The following is a 17,287-nucleotide window of genomic DNA, read 5'->3' as shown; positions in this document are numbered from 1 at the left end:
GACAGACCATGACCCAGAACATCGCCATTCTTGGCGCCTCCGGCTATACCGGGGCAGAACTCATCCGGCTAATCGCTGGCCATTCCTCAATGAAAATCAAAGCTTTGGGGGCGAACTCCAAGGCGGGGCAATCTATGGCCGAGGTGTTTCCGCATCTGCGCCATTTTGATCTGCCCACATTGGTCACGATTGAAGAAATCGACTTTTCGCAGATTGATCTGTGCTTTTGCGCGTTGCCGCATAAGACCAGCCAAGAGGTGATCGCGGCACTGCCCAAAGACCTGAAGATCGTCGACCTCTCTGCCGATTTCCGCCTGCGCGACCCAGAGGATTACGCCAAGTGGTACGGCAATGAACACGCCGCCCTAGAGCAGCAGAAAGAGGCGGTTTACGGCCTCACCGAATTCTACCGCAAAGAGATTTCAGCCGCGCGGTTGGTGGCAGGCACGGGCTGCAACGCAGCGACGGGGCAGTTTGCCCTGCGCCCGCTGATCGCCGCGGGTGTGATTGATCTGGATGACATCATTCTCGACCTGAAATGCGCGGTCTCGGGCGCGGGGCGCTCGCTCAAGGAAAACCTGCTTCATGCGGAGTTGAGCGAGGGCTATCACGCCTATGCGCTTGGCAGCACGCACCGGCATCTGGGTGAATTCGATCAGGAATTCTCGGCCATTGCCGGGCGGCCCGTGCAGGTGCAATTCACCCCGCATTTGGTGCCCGCAAACCGCGGCATCTTGGCCACCTGCTATGTCAAAGGCGACGCGCAGACGATTTATGAGACGCTGCAGAACGCCTATGCAGATGAGCCCTTTATCGAGGTGCTGCCCTTCGGCGAAGCGCCCAGCACCCGGCATGTGCGCGGCTCGAACTTCTGCCATATCGGCGTGGTCGCCGACCGTCAGACCGGGCGGGCGACCGTGGTCGCGGCGCTCGATAATCTGACCAAAGGCTCCAGCGGTCAGGCGTTGCAAAACGCGAACCTGATGCTCGGCTTGCCGGAAACCGAGGGGCTGATGATGGCCCCGCTGTTCCCATGAAGAGCCTCAAGAAACAGCGCCGGATCCAGATCATTGCCGTTGCGGCGGTGGCCTTGGTGCTGTCGACTACTCTGATCGGCTATGCGCTGCGCGACGGGATCAACTATTTCCGCGCGCCGAGCCAAGTCATCGCCGAGCCGCCCGGCCCGGCAGAGGTGTTCCGCATTGGCGGTCTGGTCGAAGAAGGGTCACTCAAACGCGGACAGGGCGAACAGATTCGCTTTGCCGTGACCGATGGTGGGGCCTCCGTGCCGGTCGTCTTTACCGGGGTGCTGCCTGATCTGTTTGAAGAGAACCAAGGCATGGTCGGCACCGGACGTTATATCGATGGGACTTTCGAAGCCTCTGAAATCCTTGCCAAACATGACGAGACTTACATGCCCAAGGAAGTAACGGATGCGCTGAAAGAGCAGGGCGTCTACCGCGAGCCCGAAGGGTGATCTGCGCGCAACGCACGCGGGGCTGAGGCCCCGTTAACCCATCCGGCCGAGCCTGTTTGCACCCAAGACAGGAGAGCCCGCGATGCAGACCGTCCGAGAGATCGCCAGCGCCATCGTCGTCCGGGAGGGCGGCTTTGTGAATGACCCCGATGACCCCGGCGGGGCGACGAAATTCGGGGTGACGATCCATACCATGCGCCGATTGGGACTGGACCTGACGGGGGATGGGGCGGTCGATGTGGCCGACGTGCGCCGCCTAAGTCGCGCGCAGGCGGTGGATATCTTTGTCAGACATTACTTCAACGCCCCGCGCATCGCGGAATTGCCCGCGCCGTTGCAGCCGAGCGTTTTTGACATGTATGTCAATGCGGGCAGCAATGCGGTGAAGATCCTGCAAAGCTTGCTGCGCGAGATGGGGCAGGAGATCGGTGTTGACGGGGCCATCGGGCCGCAGACGATCCGCGCCGCCCAAGCCGCATGGCAGGCCGCACCCGATCATCTGGTCGACGCCTACGGTATCGCGCGGCGCAACTACTACTTCCGTCTCGCCGACCGTCGCGCCGCCAGCCGAAAATACGCGCGCAGCCGGGCTGGCGGCAAGGGCGGCTGGATCCGGCGCGCCGAAGAGTTCATCGCACCACAATATCGCATGAGCGACGCAGATTTCGCACGGAGGGTGGCACAATGGGGCTGATCGAACGTATTTTTACGACGGTTTTCGGCGGCGAGCGCAATGTCATCCGCGACACGGTCGAAGTGTTTCGCGAGAATGCCGAGGCCGGGGCGCAGCGTGCCCATGCGGTGCAGGGCAAAGCGATGGCGCAATATGGGGCGGAGTTCGCCCAAGCTCGGCAGGGCGGCTTTGACCGCTTCATGGATGGGATCAACCGTTTGCCCCGCCCGATGCTTGCGCTCGGCACCTTGGGGCTGTTCGTCACGGCCATGGTTAACCCTTTGTGGTTTGCCGAACGGATGCAGGGCATTGCGCTGGTGCCAGAGCCGCTTTGGTGGCTGTTGGGCGTGATCGTGTCCTTCTACTTCGGGGCGCGGCAGCAGATGAAATCGCAGGAGTTTCAGCGCGCCATCGTGGGCACAATCGCTCGGGTGCCACAGGTGGTCGAGAATATCGAGACGCTGCGCGCGTTGCGTGCAGATAGCCCCCATGTGGCCGACACGGGTGCCGACAGCCGCTTGGCCCTTGCCGCAGTCACGCCGTCGGAGAATCCGGCCCTAGACGCATGGCGCCGCAGCCGCGCCTGACTGCGACCGATTGACCGTTTCCTAGGTTTGATTTGCCATGGCTTAGGGGGCTTAGGCCCCTATAGTCCGACCCATGATTACAGAGCTTGGACATTTCGCGCTTGTGCTCGCCTTTGGCGTGGCCCTTGTACAGATGGTGGTGCCGATGTGGGGCGCTTGGCGGGGCCGTGCTGCTTGGATGGCGATGGCCGAACCGGCGGCGGCGGCGCAGTTCATCCTGATTGCCCTGTCCTTTGGCGCGCTGATGTGGGCCTTCATCACCTCGGATTTCAGCCTGCAACTGGTGGTGGCCAACAGCCATTCCGCCAAGCCGATGCTGTATAAGATCAGCGGGACATGGGGCAACCACGAAGGCTCGATGCTGCTGTGGGTGCTGATCGTGGCGCTTTTCGGTGCCATGGCCGCGTGGTTTGGCGGCAATCTGCCGCCGCGCCTGCGCGCGCGGGTGCTCTCGGTCCAAGCCGCGATTGGCGTGGCTTTTCTGGCGTTCATCCTTTTCACCTCGAACCCTTTCTTGCGCATGGGCACGCCGCCTTTTGATGGCCAAGACCTGAACCCGCTCTTGCAAGACCCCGGTTTGGCCTTTCACCCGCCATTTCTCTATCTCGGCTATGTTGGCCTCAGCATGGCCTTCAGCTTTGCCGTGGCGGCGCTGATCGAAGGGCGCGTGGATGCGGCGTGGGGCCGGTGGGTGCGGCCTTGGACACTGGCGGCTTGGGTGTTTCTGACCATCGGCATCGCGCTCGGGTCTTGGTGGGCCTATTATGAGCTTGGCTGGGGCGGTTTCTGGTTCTGGGATCCGGTCGAGAATGCGAGCTTCATGCCCTGGCTCTTGGCGGCGGCGCTGCTGCATTCGGCGATTGTGGTGGAAAAACGCGAGAGCTTGAAAAGCTGGACCATCCTGCTGGCGATCCTTGCTTTCGGTTTCTCGCTGATCGGCACCTTTATCGTGCGTTCTGGTCTGCTGACCTCCGTCCATGCCTTTGCCAACGACCCTGAGCGCGGGGTCTTTATTCTGGCCATTTTGGGGTCTTTCACCGGCGGGGCGCTGGTGCTCTACTCGCTGCGCGCATCGGCGCTTGAGGCCAAGGGCGTCTTTGGCCTTTTGAGCCGTGAGACCGCCTTGGTGGTGAACAATCTGCTGCTGGCTGTGGCCTGTTTCGTCGTTTTCGTGGGCACCATGTGGCCGCTGGTGGCCGAGATGTTCCTTGACCGCAAACTCAGTGTCGGCCCGCCATTCTTTAACGCTGCGTTTACTCCCTTCATGGTAGCGCTTGGACTGATCCTGCCGATCGGCAGCGCGATGCCGTGGAAACGGGCCAAGATCATGCGCGCACTATACCCGCTGCGCTATGTCTTCCTCTTGGCGCTGGCGCTTGGGGGCTTGGCATTTGCCATGCAGTCCGGACGCGGGCTGTTGGGGCCTGTGGGCATGTTCCTTGGGGCATGGCTGCTGATGGGCACCGGGGTGGATGTGATGCAGCGTTTGGGCCGCGGCCCGGGTAAGTTGCGCCGTCTACGGCGTCTGCCGCGCGCTGATTGGGGCAAGGCCACGGCGCATGGCGGGCTGGGCATCACCATGGCCGGGATCGCGGGGCTGATGGCTTGGGCCGTGGATGACATCCGCGTGGCCCGGATTGATGAGCCTTTTGACGTGGGCAGCTACACGCTGACCCTCCGCGACGTGAGTGAAGTCAGGGGGCCGAACTACCTCAGCACTATGGCTGAGATCACGCTTGCGCAGGAGGGCGATGTGATCTCGACCCTGCGGCCTGAAAAGCGGTTCTACCCCGTGGCGCAGATGCCGACGACCGAGGCGGCGATCGATTATAACCTCGCCCGGGACATCTATGTGGTGATCGGCGATGCGCAGGACGGCGGCGGTTGGGCTGTGCGGACCTATATCAAACCGATGACCAATTGGATTTGGATCGGTTGTGCGCTGATGGCGCTTGGCGGGGTACTGAGCCTGAGCGACCGGCGCTTCCGTGTCGCGGCGGGCGCACGCAAACAACCAGCAGGGGTGCCTGCGGAATGAAGCGGCTGCTGCTGATCTTGGCCTTGCTCGCCAGCCCGCTTTGGGCGGTTCAGCCTGACGAGGTGTTGGACGATCCCGCATTGGAGGCCCGAGCGCGGGAGCTGAGCCAAGGTCTGCGCTGTCTCGTTTGCCGTAACGAAAGCATCGATGAGAGCAACGCAAGCCTTGCGCGCGATCTGCGAATTCTGCTGCGCGAGCGGTTGGTGGCCGGCGACAGCGATGAGGAAGCGGTGGATTTCATCGTCGACCGCTACGGTGAATATGTCCTGCTGAACCCGCAGGCCACGGGGGCCAATTGGCTGCTGTGGGGCGCGGGACCGCTGATGCTTTTGTTGGCCGGAGGGCTCGGGGTGGTCTATCTGCGTGGCCGTGCGCGCAGCAAAACCCCGACCGAGGCCCCACTCTCGCCCGAGGAAGAAGCCCGCCTGCGCGATATTCTCGACCGCTGACGCCCCGTTGCACTGGCAGTGGCAACTTGCTTTGATATGCTGCGGCCAAGCAATCAAGGATAGCAAGATGGACTATGAAACGATCACCTATGCGCTGACCGATGATGTCGCGCTGATCACGCTGAACCGCGCCGACAAGATGAATGCGCTGACCACCCAAATGCGGGCGGAGCTGACACATGCGGTGACCGAAGGCGGGCGCGCGGCGCGGGTCGTGGTCCTGACGGGGGCGGGCCGGGCCTTTTGCTCGGGGCAGGACTTGGCCGACCGGGCAGGCGGCGTCGCCGATCTGGAGAAAACTCTGCGCGAAGAATATGCCCCGCTGCTGCGCGCCATCATCAACTGCCCCGTGCCGACCATCGCCGCCGTGAACGGTCCGGCGGCGGGGGCGGGGGCCAATATCGCGCTGGCCGCCGATGTCGTCTTTGCCAGTGAGAGCGCTTATTTCATGCAGGCTTTCACCCGCATTGGCCTGATCCCTGACGCGGGCGGCACCTATGCGCTGCCGCGCCAGATGGGCATGGCCAAGGCGATGGGCGCGGCCCTTTTCGCCGATAAGATCACCGCGCGGCAGGCCGATGATTGGGGCATGATCTGGCAAGCCGTACCGGATGCCGAATTCGACGCCCATTGGCGCACCAAGGCCGCGCAACTGGCCGCCGGTCCCACAGCGGCCTATGCAGAGGCCAAGAAAGCGATCCGCGCGTCTTGGGACAATGGGTTGGAGGATCAACTGTCGCTGGAGGCCGAAGCGCAGGGCCGCTGCGGAAAGTCACAAGACTTTGCCGAAGGGGTCACGGCCTTTACCCAAAAGCGCAGCCCCAAGTTTCAGGGTCGGTAAGGCTAGCAGCTTCGCTCGACCAAAAGCACATCGCTTGCCGAAGGTGCCGGGCCATTGGCCCGCGCCACCACCGCCACTGCGACGCCATCCGCCAAAACCGTATGTACGGAGTTCGACACCTGCGCGATGGTGATCCGTGGCGGGGTCTGGCCTTTGTCATAGACCACGGCGATCTGATCGCAATCATGCAGCGTGTCGGGCACCAGTGCACCCTGAGGGCCGGGGATTTCACTGGCCTTGGCGGGCGTCAGACCGGTGGCGCAGTCCCAGCGAAGCCCTTTGGTCCGTTCTGATCCGGTCATCGTGCTTTCCTTCGTCGCGGGCGGGCTGCTAAGCTGCCAAATGTCATCTACCTTTGGGGCGGACTCCAGCCGGACCGCGAGAGGGGAAATCCCTCAATGCAGTGCCGCGATGATGCCTTTCCCACCCCGAAAAGGCCCCTTGATGTGAGGGTATCGCCCCGGGGGATTCCCGTCAAGCGGGACTGGGCCATTGTCACGCAAGGCGAAACAGTGCCGTAATTTGGCCGTAATTTGCGCCTCGGTGTTTCGCAACTGGCAAAACGCTTGGAAACATTCACTGTTTTTCGGACCCATTGCATACGTCGCGAGAAGTGGCGTTGATTTACGCGATTCGGAGCCGGGGTATTCGCACGCCGCTTCGCATCTCAATTGTTGCCCTTGGGTCAACAACGTCCAACGCGGGTACCGATTGCAGGGCCGGGGCAAAATGCGAAACGCCCCGGAAATCCGGGGCGTTTGCGATGTTACTGTCGGTTGGTTCAGCGGTTCTCAATATCGACGTAGTCGCGCTTGTCTTCACCAAGGTAAAGCTGACGCGGACGACCGATTTTAAGCTGCGGATCGCTGATCTGCTCTTTCCACTGTGAGATCCAGCCCACGGTCCGCGCCAGCGCGAAGATCGGAGTGAACATCGATGTGGGGAAGCCCATCGCTTCGAGGATGATGCCGGAATAGAAATCCACGTTGGGGAACAGTTTCTTCTCCGCGAAATACGGATCTTCCAATGCCGCTTTTTCAAGTTCCTTGGCGACCTGAAGGATCGGGTTGTTTTCAACACCCATCAGCTCCAGAACCTCGTCGGCGCTTTCCTTCATCACGGTCGCGCGCGGGTCGTGGTTTTTGTAAACGCGGTGGCCAAAGCCCATCAGGCGGAAGGGATCGTTCTTGTCCTTGGCGCGGGCGATGAACTCAGGAATGCGATCGGGCGTGCCGATTTCCTTGAGCATTTCCAAGCAGGCTTGGTTCGCACCACCATGTGCCGGACCCCAAAGGCAGGCGATGCCGGCGGCGATACAAGCGAAGGGGTTCGCGCCGGAAGAAGACGCCAGACGCACGGTTGAGGTCGAGGCGTTCTGCTCATGGTCCGCGTGGAGGGTAAAGATCCGGTCCATCGCGCGGCTCAGGATCGGGTTTACCTCATGGTCTTCGGCCGGAACGGCAAAGCACATGCGCAGGAAGTTCGAGGCATAGTCCAGATCGTTGCGCGGATAGACGAAGGGTTGGCCGATGGTGTATTTATAGGCCATCGCCGCGATGGTCGGCATCTTGGCAATCAGACGGATCGTCGCGACTTCGCGCTGATGCTCGTCGTTGATGTCGGTGCTGTCGTGATAGAAGGCCGACATCGCGCCGACCACGCCCACCATGATTGCCATCGGATGCGCGTCGCGACGGAACCCACGGAAGAAGTTCATCATCTGCTCGTGCAGCATGGTGTGGTTGGTCACCAGACATTCGAAATCTTCAAGCGCCTTGGGGAGGGCAGTTCACCGTAAAGCAACAGGTAGCAAACTTCGAGGTAATGCGATTTGCTCGCCAATTGCTCGATCGGGTAGCCACGGTGCAGCAACACGCCCTCGTCACCATCAATAAAGGTGATCGTGCTGTCGCAGGCTGCCGTCGAGGTGAAACCCGGGTCGTAGGTAAAGACACCCGCCTGAGCGTAAAGCTTGCGGATGTCGACAACATCGGGGCCGTCGGTGGGGCTGTGAATCGGCAGCTCAAAGCTCTGATCGTCGATCGTCAGCGTTGCGGTTTTATTGTTATTGGTCATGAAATCCCTTCCCGAATGTAGGCTGCGGAGATGCTCCCCGCCGTCTGGGCCTAGCCCCAAATGGGGCTGTCCCGTTCAGTTATACCTGCCGCCCAAAGAAGTGGTGAACCAAAACTTAGGCCGCGGCGTCCGTCAGTCGGGCAAGGGTCTCATCGCGCCCCAGCACCAACATCATGTCAAAAACCGATGGGGTGACTGCCCTGCCAGCCAAAGCCGCCCGAAGCGGCCCCGCCAGCTTGCCAAATTTGGTGTCATGCGCGGCAGCAAAGCCGTTCAGTACCTCCTCCAGCGTTTCTTTGTTCCAGCTAGCATTTTGCAATTGCGGCGTCAATTCCGACAGTATGCCACGGGATACCGTATCGAGGTTCTTTGCCGCTTTCTCATCCGGGGTGATCGGGCGCTCGGCTAAGACAAAGGTCGATTTTTCAAGCAGTTCCGGGAATGTCTTCGCGCGATCTTTGAGGCAATACATCGCGCGCTCCAAACCCTTGGCTTGGGGTGCCGTAAGGGCAGGCTGACCTGCGGCCTCCAGATAGGCTTCGATTTCGCGCCGCAGCGCGGCATCATCGGCCTGCGCGATATGCTGGCCGCAAAGATTTTCGAGCTTTTTCAGGTCGAATTGCGCGGGGCTTTTGCGGATGCCGTCAAGGTCGAACCACTCTTGGGCCTGTGCGTCGGTAAAGAATTCATCATCCCCGTGGCTCCAGCCCAGCCGGGCAAGGTAGTTGCGCATCCCCGCTGCCGGGTAGCCCATTACCTGATATTCCTGCGCCCCCAAGGCCCCGTGACGTTTCGACAGCTTCTTGCCGTCCGCGCCGTGGATCAGCGGGATATGCGCCCAGACCGGCACGTCCCAACCCATCGCCTCATAGATCATCATCTGGCGGGCGGCATTGTTGAGGTGATCGTCGCCGCGCACCACATGGGTCACGCCCATATCGTGATCGTCCACCACCACGGCGAGCATATAAACCGGTGTACCGTCCGAGCGCAGCAGGATCATATCGTCAAGCTGATCGTTGCGGATGGTCACATCCCCCTGAACCTGATCGCGGATCACGGTAGTACCTTCCAGCGGGGCCTTGATGCGGATCACGTAGGGCGCGTCGGGGTGGCTTGCCGGATCGGCGTCGCGCCAGGGCGAGCGGTAGAGCGTGCTGCGTCCCTCGGCGCGTGCGGCCTCGCGGAATGCGGTGATTTCTTCTTGGCTGGCGAAGCATTTATAGGCTTTGCCCGCCGCAAGAAGCTCATGTGCGACTTCGGCATGGCGGGGGGCGTTTTCGAACTGGCTGACGATTTCGCCGTCGTGATCTAGGCCCAGCCAAGACATGCCGGCGAGAATCGCTTTCGTCGCCTCTGGGGTGGACCGCGCGCGGTCGGTGTCTTCAATGCGCAGCAGGAATTTGCCGCCCCGACCACGGGCATAGAGCCAATTAAACAGGGCGGTACGCGCCCCGCCGATGTGCAAGAACCCGGTAGGAGACGGGGCGAAACGGGTCACAACAGGGGCGTTCATGGCGGTGGGCCTTTCGGTCAGAGATATTGTGCTCGGAGCGGCGTTTACCGTTTGGTAACCCTACCGGTCCTAGGATTTGACGTCTGTCTACCCAGTGCGATCCGCGGGGGCAAGCATGGGCCTTTGGAACCAGTTCAGCACCGTGATGCTGCGCCAGCGGGGGCATCTGTTCGGCTGGGTGCCGGTCTGTCTCGCCTTGGGGATCGGATGGTATTTTTCGCTGGCGGCGGAGCCTTCGATACCATTGCTTTGGGCCACCGCACTCGCCGTCGCCGCGTTGGCGGTTGTGGCGCGGGCATTGCCTGAGGTTACCGCACCCTTCGCGGTCGGTTTGGCCCTGGTTCTGCTGGGATTGCTCCTCGCGGCGTTTCGGGCGCATTCGATAAGCGCCCCCGTGCTCGGCTGGCGTTACTACGGCGCTGTCGAAGGGCGCGTCGTGGCGCTTGACCGCAGCCAATCGGATGCGCCGCGTATCACGCTTGATCAGGTCCGGTTGGAGCGGGTGCCGCCCGCGCGTACGCCGAGCCGGGTCCGGGTCTCGCTCCACTCGAAACTCCCCGGCGCGGTTGCGCCCAAGCCGGGCATGCAGGTGATGACCACCGCGCATCTGTCGCCGCCCGCGGGCCCGGTTGAGCCCGGCGGATTTGATTTTCAGCGCCACGCTTGGTTCGCGGGGCTGGGGGCGGTCGGTTATGCCCGGGTGCCGCTATTGGGGATCGCAGAACCAGCCGAAAGGGACCCCGGTCTGGCCCTGTTTCGGCTGCGCATGGCCGCATCGGCACGGGTGCGCGCGCATCTGCCCGGTGACATCGGCGGTTTTGCCGCCGCCATCACCACCGGCGACCGCAGCGCCATTTCGCAAGCCGCGCTACAAAACCTGCGCAGCAGCAATCTGGCGCATCTATTGGCGATCTCGGGGCTGCACATGGGGCTGCTCAGCGCGGTCGTCTTTGGCGCGGCGCGGTTGATCCTTGCTCTGCATCCGGTCTCGGCCACAGGCTGGCCCAGCCGCAGCATCGCGGCGGCAGCTGCGCTTATCGCCGCCACCGGCTATCTCGCGCTCTCGGGCGGAAATGTCGCGACCGAGCGGGCCTATATTATGTGCGCCGTTGCCTTGTGCGCGCTGATGATCGGGCGGCGGGCGATTTCGTTGCGGGCCGTCGCCGCGGCGGGGATCATCGTGCTGATCCTGCGCCCCGAGGCGCTGATGGGGCCGGGCTTCCAGATGTCATTCGCCGCGACCACTGCGCTTGTCGCAGTCTTTGGCTGGATGCGCGACTTCGAAGGTGAGGTCATCCCCAAGCGCCTGCGCCCGGTCGCTGCTGTCGTGATCTCTTCGGCCGTTGCGGGTTTCGCCACCGCGCCAATCTCCGCCGCGCATTTTAACACGGTCGCCCATTACGGGCTGGTCGCAAACCTGCTTTCGGTCCCGTTGATGGGCGTCTTGGTCATTCCCGCCGCCGTGCTGGCCGCCATCCTTGCGCCCGTCGGGGGCGAGGGGCTTCCGCTTTGGGCCATGGGGCTCGGCCTGAGGTGGATACTATCGGTCGCGGATCTGGTGGCGCATCTGCCCGGCGCGCGCAGTTTCGTGCCGGGGCCGGTGGGATGGGTGCTGCCGCTTCTGTCGCTTGGATTTCTATGGCTCATCTTGTGGCAAGGCCGCATGCGCTGGTTGGGCGCGCCCGCGATGCTGCTGTCCTTCGCTGTTTGGCAGGGGGCCACGCGCCCCGATGTGCTTGTCGCTGATACTGGGACGTTGGTGGGTGTAATGACCCCGGCGGGCAGGGCGCTCAGCAAAGAGAGGGGCGCTGGATTTGTTGCCCGCAATTGGTTGGAAAATGACGGCGACGGCGTTGATCAGGCCATGGCCGCTCAAAGGTGGGCCGCGCAAGAGGATAGAATTATCCACCTTTCAGGAAAACGGGCGGTCGCCGCATTTACCGGCTGTCAGCCGGAAGATATCGTGGTGGCATCTGTCGAGATAAAGGCAGCCGAGACTTGGGGCTGCCCGATCTATGATCCTGTTCGCCTACGTGAAACCGGCGCCCTGGCGCTAACCAAATCATCCCACGGTTGGCAGATCACCACGGCGAGGGACCGTGCCGGCCTGCGTTTGTGGAACAGCAGGCCAAAGCGTCAGTAGGTGCGGATCAACCCCACCAGTCGGCCCTGAACCTTAACCTTGTCCGAGGGCAGTACGCGGGTTTCATAGGCCGCGTTCGCCGCTTCCAACGCGACCGAAGACCCCTGCCTACGGAAACGTTTCAGCGTCGCCTCTTGATCCTCGACCAGCGCGACCACGATATCACCGTTGTCGGCCACAGATGTCTCGCGGATCACTACGATGTCGCCATCGTTAATGCCCGCCTCAATCATCGAGTCGCCCCGTACCTCAAGCGCGTAATGCTCGCTTTGACCGGCGATCATTCCACCGGGAACCGTAACGCTGTGCGAGACTTGTGAAATCGCCTCAATCGGAACACCGGCAGCAATCCGGCCCATGACCGGCACATCAAAGGCGTGCTGCGCCGTGACCGATTGTGCTGCGGGCGGCGGCGGGGTGTCGGGGCGATCCCCGTCAATCACGCGCGGGGCAAAACCGGGCGCACCGCCGAGGCTTTCAGGAAGTTTGACCACTTCGATTGCGCGGGCACGATGGGCAAGGCGCCGGATAAATCCGCGTTCTTCTAGTGCCGTGATCAAACGGTGAATGCCAGACTTCGATCGCAGATCGAGTGCCAATTTCATCTCATCAAAACTCGGCGGGACGCCGTCGCGCTGCACGCGCTGGTGAATGAAAGAAAGCAAATCGAGTTGTTTTTTGGTCAGCATTGCACGGCCCCTGAAGCTTTTATTGCTTTTGTTCTACGGATGTTCTTGTTTTGTGTCAACCGCTGCGGGCGTTAAATCAAAATGTACTGCTGTATATCCCCGGCATTCCTTGCTGGATCCGCGGGCGGACGAACCATCAAAGCATCCGCCTGTGCCAAGACGGACAGAAGGGATGAATCCTGACGATCATCCGGATAAAGCGCTCCATCGCGAAGCTGAGCTCGCATATAGTGCGCTCGCGGTCCATTTGGGCCAATGCCGCGCCCGAGGGGCGCATCGCGCAGGGGGCTTGTACGTCTTGCAACCCCAACATCCGCCGCAGCATCGGCAACACGAAGACCGCCCCGCAAACCATTGCTGAGACTGGGTTTCCCGGCAGCCCGATCATTGCTGAGGCTCCGATTTTGCCTGCCATCAGGGGCTTGCCCGGGCGCATGGCGACTTTGTAAAAAGCCTGCTCCATGCCGAGCTCTGCCGCGACCGGCGCAATTAGGTCGTGATCGCCTACCGAAGCGCCGCCGATCGTGACAATAAGGTCCGCGCCGCGGGCCAAGGCGAAAGCTTGTTTGAGCGAGGCCGCAGTGTCGCGCGCGATGGGCAGCATACGCACCTCGGCGCCTGCATCCTCGAACATCGCGGCAAGGCCGTAGCTGTTGGAGGCGATGATCTGGTCAGGGCCGGGGCTCTCGCCGGGTTGCACTAATTCATCCCCTGTGGCGAGGATCGCGATGACGGGTTTGCGCGTGACGGGCACTTTCGCGACGTTCATCGCGGCGAGCAACGCCACGTCAGCAGGGCGCAGAATGCGCGGGGCGGTGAGCTCTTCGCCTTGGGTAAAATCTCCCCGCGGGGCGGATATTGTCTTTGTCATCAATGCGGTGGCCAAGGGTGATAAGGTTGCCGCGCCGGGTGACATCCTCTTGGATCACCACGAAATCGGCCCCATCGGGGATCGGTGCGCCTGTGAAGATGCGGATGGCTTGCCCGGCGCGGAGCGTACCTGCGTAGCCATGGCCCGCCGCAGCCTCGCCGACCACCTTGAACATCGCGTCCGGCTCGACCTCAGCCCGGCGCAGTGCGTAGCCGTCCATAGAGGACGCGGCAAAGGGCGGTTGGCTGCGCTGCGCCATCACGGGTTGTGACAAGACGCGGCCATTTGCGGCCCGCAGAGCGATTTCTTCGGGTTTTAGCGGGGTGACGAGGTCTAAAACACCCGCCATTGCCGCTTCAACGCTGATCATGTCGCCTCATAACGGCCTGATTTGCCACCGTCTTTCAATGTGACCCGCGTGCCGCCAATTTCCATCGCCTTATCTACCGCTTTCGCCATGTCATAGACCGTGAGCGCGGTGACAGAGGCGGCAGTGAGGGCTTCCATCTCTACGCCCGTTTGACCGGTGGTCTTGACGGTGGCCGAGATCCGGATGCCCGGGAGGGTGGCGTCGGGCGTTAGATCAACGCTGACTTTCGTGATCGGCAATGGGTGACAAAGCGGGATCAGATCCGCCGTACGCTTGGCCGCCATGATCCCGGCAAGCCTTGCGACGCCTAGAACGTCACCTTTCTTGGCCCGCCCTTCGGTAATAATTTCAAGCGTTTCGGGTGCCATCTTGATGTAGCTTTCGGCTCTGGCCACGCGAGAGGTGACGGCCTTGTCCGAGACATCGACCATATGCGCGTCACCCTCGGCGTCGAAATGCGTTAGCGCCATTACATGCCTCCCGGGATGAGGGGGCTGGCCAGTAGATCGCGGGTGGCCTGTTCAACATCTTCTTGCCGCATGAGGCTTTCGCCGATCAAGAAACAGCGCGCGCCATAAACCGCCATATCGGCGAGGTCCGCAGGGGTGTAGAGGCCGGATTCACAGACCAGCATCCGATCGGGCGGCACCGCTTCCGAGAGTTGACGTGTCACATCAAGAGAGGTCTCGAAGGTATTGAGATTGCGGTTATTGATCCCAATCATCCGGCTCGTAAGCTTTTCGGCACGGGCCAGTTCTGCGGCGTCATGCACTTCGATCAGCGCATCCATGCCCCAGTCCTGCGCGGCTTGCTCCAACTCGGCGGCCTGCGCATCAGAAACAGAGGCCATGATGATCAGAATGCAATCCGCACCAAGGCTTCGCGCTTCGGCGACTTGATAGGGGTCGTAAAGGAAATCCTTGCGCAGCACCGGAAGATCGCAGGCCGCGCGAGCCTCGACCAAGAACTCTTTCGCGCCTTGAAAACTGGGCGTATCGGTCAAAACCGATAGGCAGGTGGCGCCGCCTGCCGCATAGGCGCGGGCAAGGTCGGCGGGTTCGAAATCTTCCCGGATCAGCCCTTTCGACGGGCTGGCTTTCTTGATCTCGGCAATCAGGCCATAGCCCTCGCGGGAGGCTTCGTGCAGGCGCTGCGCAAAGGGGCGCACGGGCGGTGCTGCACGGGCGGCGGCCTCCATGTCAGCCTGCGACTTTTCGGCCTTGGCAGCGGCGATTTCTTCCAGCTTATAGGCTTTGATTTTTTCCAGAATAGTGGCGGTCATGGCATCCTCACGGCTTTGTCCAATGTATGCCGGGCTTGCCTTGGCCCTGCAACCAGTCATTCACCCGGCTGAAGGGGCGCGATCCAAAGAAGCCGCGCCGGGCGGAAAGCGGCGATGGGTGCGGTGTCTCGATCTTGAGGTTTTGCACCGGGTCAACTTGCGCCGCGGCCTTCTGCGCATGTGCGCCCCAAAGCAGATAGGCGCGGGGGCGATCTGAGAGGCGGGCCAGCACCTGAGCGGTCAGCGTTTGCCAGCCAAGTTTCGCATGTCCATTCGCACAGCCTGCCGGAACGGTTAGGACGTTGTTCAACAACAGGACACCTTGATCGGCCCAGAACCGCAGATCTGGATCTTCAGGCGGTGCGCCAAGATCGCCGTGTAACTCTTTGAAGATATTGGCCAGAGATCGTGGTATCGGGCGCACGTGAGGCTCGGCTGAGAAGGCATAGCCGTGCGCATGGCCGGGTGTGGGATAGGGGTCTTGGCCGAGGATCACCACCTCTACCGCTGCGGGCTGAAGGTGTTCAAGTGCTGCGAATATCTTGGGAGCGGGCGGCAAAATCTCACGCGGCTCGGCAGCTAGCCGTTGGGCGATGCGCGGCCAGTCCGCAGCGAAAAAGGGTAGTTCGGCCCAATCGCCAAGCGCGCTGAGGCTTGGCGGTGTCATTTCGACTGGCTGATCTGCGCCACTTTTTCGATCCGGTCACGCGCTGCGCCGCTGTCGATGCTTTCACGGGCCATTTCAACGCCGGTTTTCAAATCGGGGGCCACATCCGCTACGACCAAGGCGGAGGCCGCGTTGAGCAACACAGCGTCGCGGTAACCTGATGGAGCGCCGTCTAACAAAGCTTTGAAATGTTTGGTGTTCTCGGCAGGTTCACCCCCGGCGATGGCCTCAAACGGATGGACCGGCAGGCCCGCGTCTTCGGGGTGCAATTCGCGCAAGTTAACCACGCCGTCTTCCAGTGCGGCGACCCAGCTTACACCGGTGATGGTCAGCTCATCCGTGCCGTCGGACCCGTGCACGAGCCACGCTTTTTCAGAGCCGAGTTGTTTTAGCGTCAGCGCCATCGGTTCAATCAGATCGCGGCTGTAGGCACCGGTAAGCTGGCGTTTGACGCCTGCGGGATTGGTGAGCGGGCCGAGGATGTTAAAGATCGTGCGGGTGCCAAGCTCGGACCTTGTGGGCATAACATGGGCGACGGCGGGGTGATGCATGGGGGCCATCATGAAACCGATGCCCGCCTCGGCCAATTCACGCTCGACCACCGCAGGGCCGACCATGACGTTAATGCCAAGCTGCGACAGCGCGTCGGAAGCGCCGGATTTCGAGCTAAGGTTGCGGTTGCCATGTTTTGCTACGACCGCGCCTGCGCCTGCGGCCACAAACGCGGCGGCGGTCGAGATGTTCAGCGTCCCCTTGCCATCGCCGCCCGTGCCGACGATGTCGATTGCCCCTTCGGGCGCGCGCACGGCGTTGCATTTGCTGCGCATGACCTTTGCGGCGGCGGCATATTCGGTGACCGTTTCGCCGCGCGTGCGCAGGGCCATGAGAAAGCCACCGATCTGGCTTGGCGTGGCTTCGCCTTCGAAGAGGATTTCAAAGGCCTCCACAGCCTGTTCCGAGGTGAGCGGCCCGTTGGCAGCGGCGTCAAGCAAGGGTTTCAACGCGCTACTCATGCCGGGACCTTCATCTCATTCAGGAAGTTTTGCAGCAGGGCGTGACCATGCTCGGACCGGATCGATTCTGGATGGAATTGCACGCCGTGCAACGGCAGGTCGCGGTGTTGCAGGCCCATGATCGTGCCGTCTTCGAGTGCTGCGGTGATCTCAAGACACTCCGGCAGGCTTGCGCGTTCCACCACCAGCGAGTGATAGCGCGTGGCCCCAAAGGGCGAGGGCAGTCCGGCAAAGACACCGCGCCCCTCATGTTGCATCTGGCCCAGCTTGCCGTGCACGATGTCATCCGCACGCACGACCTTGCCGCCAAAGGCTTGGCCAAGGGTCTGATGGCCCAGGCAGACGCCCAAGAGCGGCACCCGCGCTTCGGCAGCGGCATGGGTCAGCTCTAGGCATATCCCCGCTTGGTCAGGGTCACAGGGGCCGGGGGACAGCAAGATACCGGCGGGGTTCATGGCCATCGCTTCGTCCACGCTGAGCGCGTCGTTGCGGTGCACCTGCACATCCGCCCCGAGGCTGCCCAGATAGTGGACCAAGTTATAGGTAAAGCTGTCGTAGTTATCGATGAGCAGCAGCACAGGCAGGCATTTCTTTG

Annotated in this window: 16 protein-coding genes and 2 pseudogenes; 8 read left to right on the top strand and 10 right to left on the bottom strand. The window is 62.0% G+C overall.

Annotated elements, in window-relative coordinates; translation table 11 throughout:
- The first annotated feature begins 8 nt into the window (after nucleotides 1–8).
- The 7 genes from argC (at nucleotide 9) to ACFQAU_RS16785 (ending at nucleotide 6,065) form a co-directional block, all read left to right on the top strand.
- On the top strand, nucleotides 9–1,037 hold the full coding sequence (gene argC, locus ACFQAU_RS16815; RefSeq protein WP_132443507.1) for an N-acetyl-gamma-glutamyl-phosphate reductase: 1,029 nt from the start codon (nucleotides 9–11) through the stop codon (nucleotides 1,035–1,037).
- Complete coding sequence (gene ccmE / locus ACFQAU_RS16810) at nucleotides 1,034–1,477, top strand: cytochrome c maturation protein CcmE (protein ID WP_067937768.1); 444 nt, start codon at nucleotides 1,034–1,036, stop codon at nucleotides 1,475–1,477. Before argC ends, ccmE begins: the two co-directional genes overlap by 4 nt.
- An 82-nt stretch (nucleotides 1,478–1,559) precedes the next feature.
- A complete protein-coding gene (locus tag ACFQAU_RS16805) occupies nucleotides 1,560–2,171 on the top strand; it encodes a holin-associated N-acetylmuramidase (RefSeq protein WP_132443506.1) in 612 nt (203 codons plus the stop codon).
- Nucleotides 2,162–2,737, top strand: coding sequence for a holin family protein (locus ACFQAU_RS16800; protein WP_132443505.1), 576 nt, complete (start codon nucleotides 2,162–2,164; stop codon nucleotides 2,735–2,737). Before ACFQAU_RS16805 ends, ACFQAU_RS16800 begins: the two co-directional genes overlap by 10 nt.
- 73 nt (nucleotides 2,738–2,810) lie before the next feature.
- Nucleotides 2,811–4,775 carry a heme lyase CcmF/NrfE family subunit gene (locus tag ACFQAU_RS16795; RefSeq protein WP_132443504.1) on the top strand — a complete coding sequence of 655 codons (1,965 nt, stop codon included), beginning with the start codon at nucleotides 2,811–2,813 and terminating at the stop codon, nucleotides 4,773–4,775.
- Entirely contained in the window at nucleotides 4,772–5,224 is a 453-nt protein-coding gene (locus ACFQAU_RS16790; protein ID WP_120350939.1) for a cytochrome c-type biogenesis protein, read from the top strand. Before ACFQAU_RS16795 ends, ACFQAU_RS16790 begins: the two co-directional genes overlap by 4 nt.
- A 67-nt stretch (nucleotides 5,225–5,291) precedes the next feature.
- Nucleotides 5,292–6,065 (top strand): enoyl-CoA hydratase-related protein, encoded by a 774-nt coding sequence (locus tag ACFQAU_RS16785; protein ID WP_120350940.1) that lies wholly within the window; start codon nucleotides 5,292–5,294, stop codon nucleotides 6,063–6,065.
- Nucleotides 6,066–6,067: 2 nt separating this feature from the next.
- Here the strand turns inward: ACFQAU_RS16785 and ACFQAU_RS16780 are convergent, their stop codons facing one another.
- From ACFQAU_RS16780 to gltX, 3 genes and pseudogenes are all read right to left on the bottom strand, one after another.
- The gene (locus ACFQAU_RS16780; RefSeq protein ID WP_120350941.1) at nucleotides 6,068–6,367 is read right to left on the bottom strand and encodes a hypothetical protein; all 300 of its coding nucleotides are present in this window, start codon (nucleotides 6,365–6,367) and stop codon (nucleotides 6,068–6,070) included.
- A 479-nt stretch (nucleotides 6,368–6,846) separates the two neighbouring features.
- Nucleotides 6,847–8,141: pseudogene (locus tag ACFQAU_RS16775) on the bottom strand (citrate synthase).
- Between the two features lie 115 nt (nucleotides 8,142–8,256).
- Entirely contained in the window at nucleotides 8,257–9,657 is a 1,401-nt protein-coding gene (gene gltX / locus ACFQAU_RS16770; protein WP_132443503.1) for a glutamate--tRNA ligase, read from the bottom strand.
- Between the two features lie 115 nt (nucleotides 9,658–9,772).
- Between gltX and ACFQAU_RS16765 the strand changes: the two genes are divergently transcribed.
- Entirely contained in the window at nucleotides 9,773–11,800 is a 2,028-nt protein-coding gene (locus tag ACFQAU_RS16765) for a ComEC/Rec2 family competence protein (RefSeq protein WP_132443502.1), read from the top strand.
- Here the strand turns inward: ACFQAU_RS16765 and lexA are convergent.
- The 7 genes and pseudogenes from lexA to ACFQAU_RS16730 form a co-directional block, all read right to left on the bottom strand.
- On the bottom strand, nucleotides 11,794–12,489 hold the full coding sequence (gene lexA, locus ACFQAU_RS16760; protein ID WP_120350944.1) for a transcriptional repressor LexA: 696 nt from the start codon (nucleotides 12,487–12,489) through the stop codon (nucleotides 11,794–11,796). The two genes, ACFQAU_RS16765 and lexA, sit on opposite strands and share 7 nt — an antisense overlap.
- Before the next feature lie 71 nt (nucleotides 12,490–12,560).
- A pseudogene (locus tag ACFQAU_RS16755) lies at nucleotides 12,561–13,730 on the bottom strand (molybdopterin molybdotransferase MoeA).
- Nucleotides 13,727–14,200, bottom strand: coding sequence for a cyclic pyranopterin monophosphate synthase MoaC (moaC, locus tag ACFQAU_RS16750; RefSeq protein ID WP_067941390.1), 474 nt, complete (start codon nucleotides 14,198–14,200; stop codon nucleotides 13,727–13,729). The pseudogene ACFQAU_RS16755 and the gene moaC overlap by 4 nt, the downstream one beginning before the upstream one ends.
- Nucleotides 14,200–15,012, bottom strand: a complete 813-nt coding sequence (gene trpC / locus ACFQAU_RS16745) for an indole-3-glycerol phosphate synthase TrpC (RefSeq protein ID WP_120350946.1) — start codon at nucleotides 15,010–15,012, stop codon at nucleotides 14,200–14,202. The genes moaC and trpC overlap by 1 nt, the downstream gene beginning before the upstream one ends.
- Before the next feature lie 7 nt (nucleotides 15,013–15,019).
- The gene (locus ACFQAU_RS16740) at nucleotides 15,020–15,679 is read right to left on the bottom strand and encodes a uracil-DNA glycosylase (protein ID WP_132443500.1); all 660 of its coding nucleotides are present in this window, start codon (nucleotides 15,677–15,679) and stop codon (nucleotides 15,020–15,022) included.
- On the bottom strand, nucleotides 15,676–16,692 hold the full coding sequence (gene trpD / locus ACFQAU_RS16735) for an anthranilate phosphoribosyltransferase (protein WP_132443499.1): 1,017 nt from the start codon (nucleotides 16,690–16,692) through the stop codon (nucleotides 15,676–15,678). Before trpD ends, ACFQAU_RS16740 begins: the two co-directional genes overlap by 4 nt.
- Complete coding sequence (locus ACFQAU_RS16730) at nucleotides 16,689–17,270, bottom strand: anthranilate synthase component II (protein ID WP_132443498.1); 582 nt, start codon at nucleotides 17,268–17,270, stop codon at nucleotides 16,689–16,691. Before ACFQAU_RS16730 ends, trpD begins: the two co-directional genes overlap by 4 nt.
- Between the last annotated feature and the right edge of the window lie 17 nt (nucleotides 17,271–17,287).

Origin of the sequence: Sulfitobacter profundi (assembly GCF_042661425.1) — a bacterium.
Taxonomy (GTDB): domain Bacteria; phylum Pseudomonadota; class Alphaproteobacteria; order Rhodobacterales; family Rhodobacteraceae; genus Sulfitobacter; species Sulfitobacter profundi.
The sequence above is the reverse complement of the archived record's forward strand: the minus strand, read 5'-3'. Positions and strand labels throughout refer to the sequence as shown.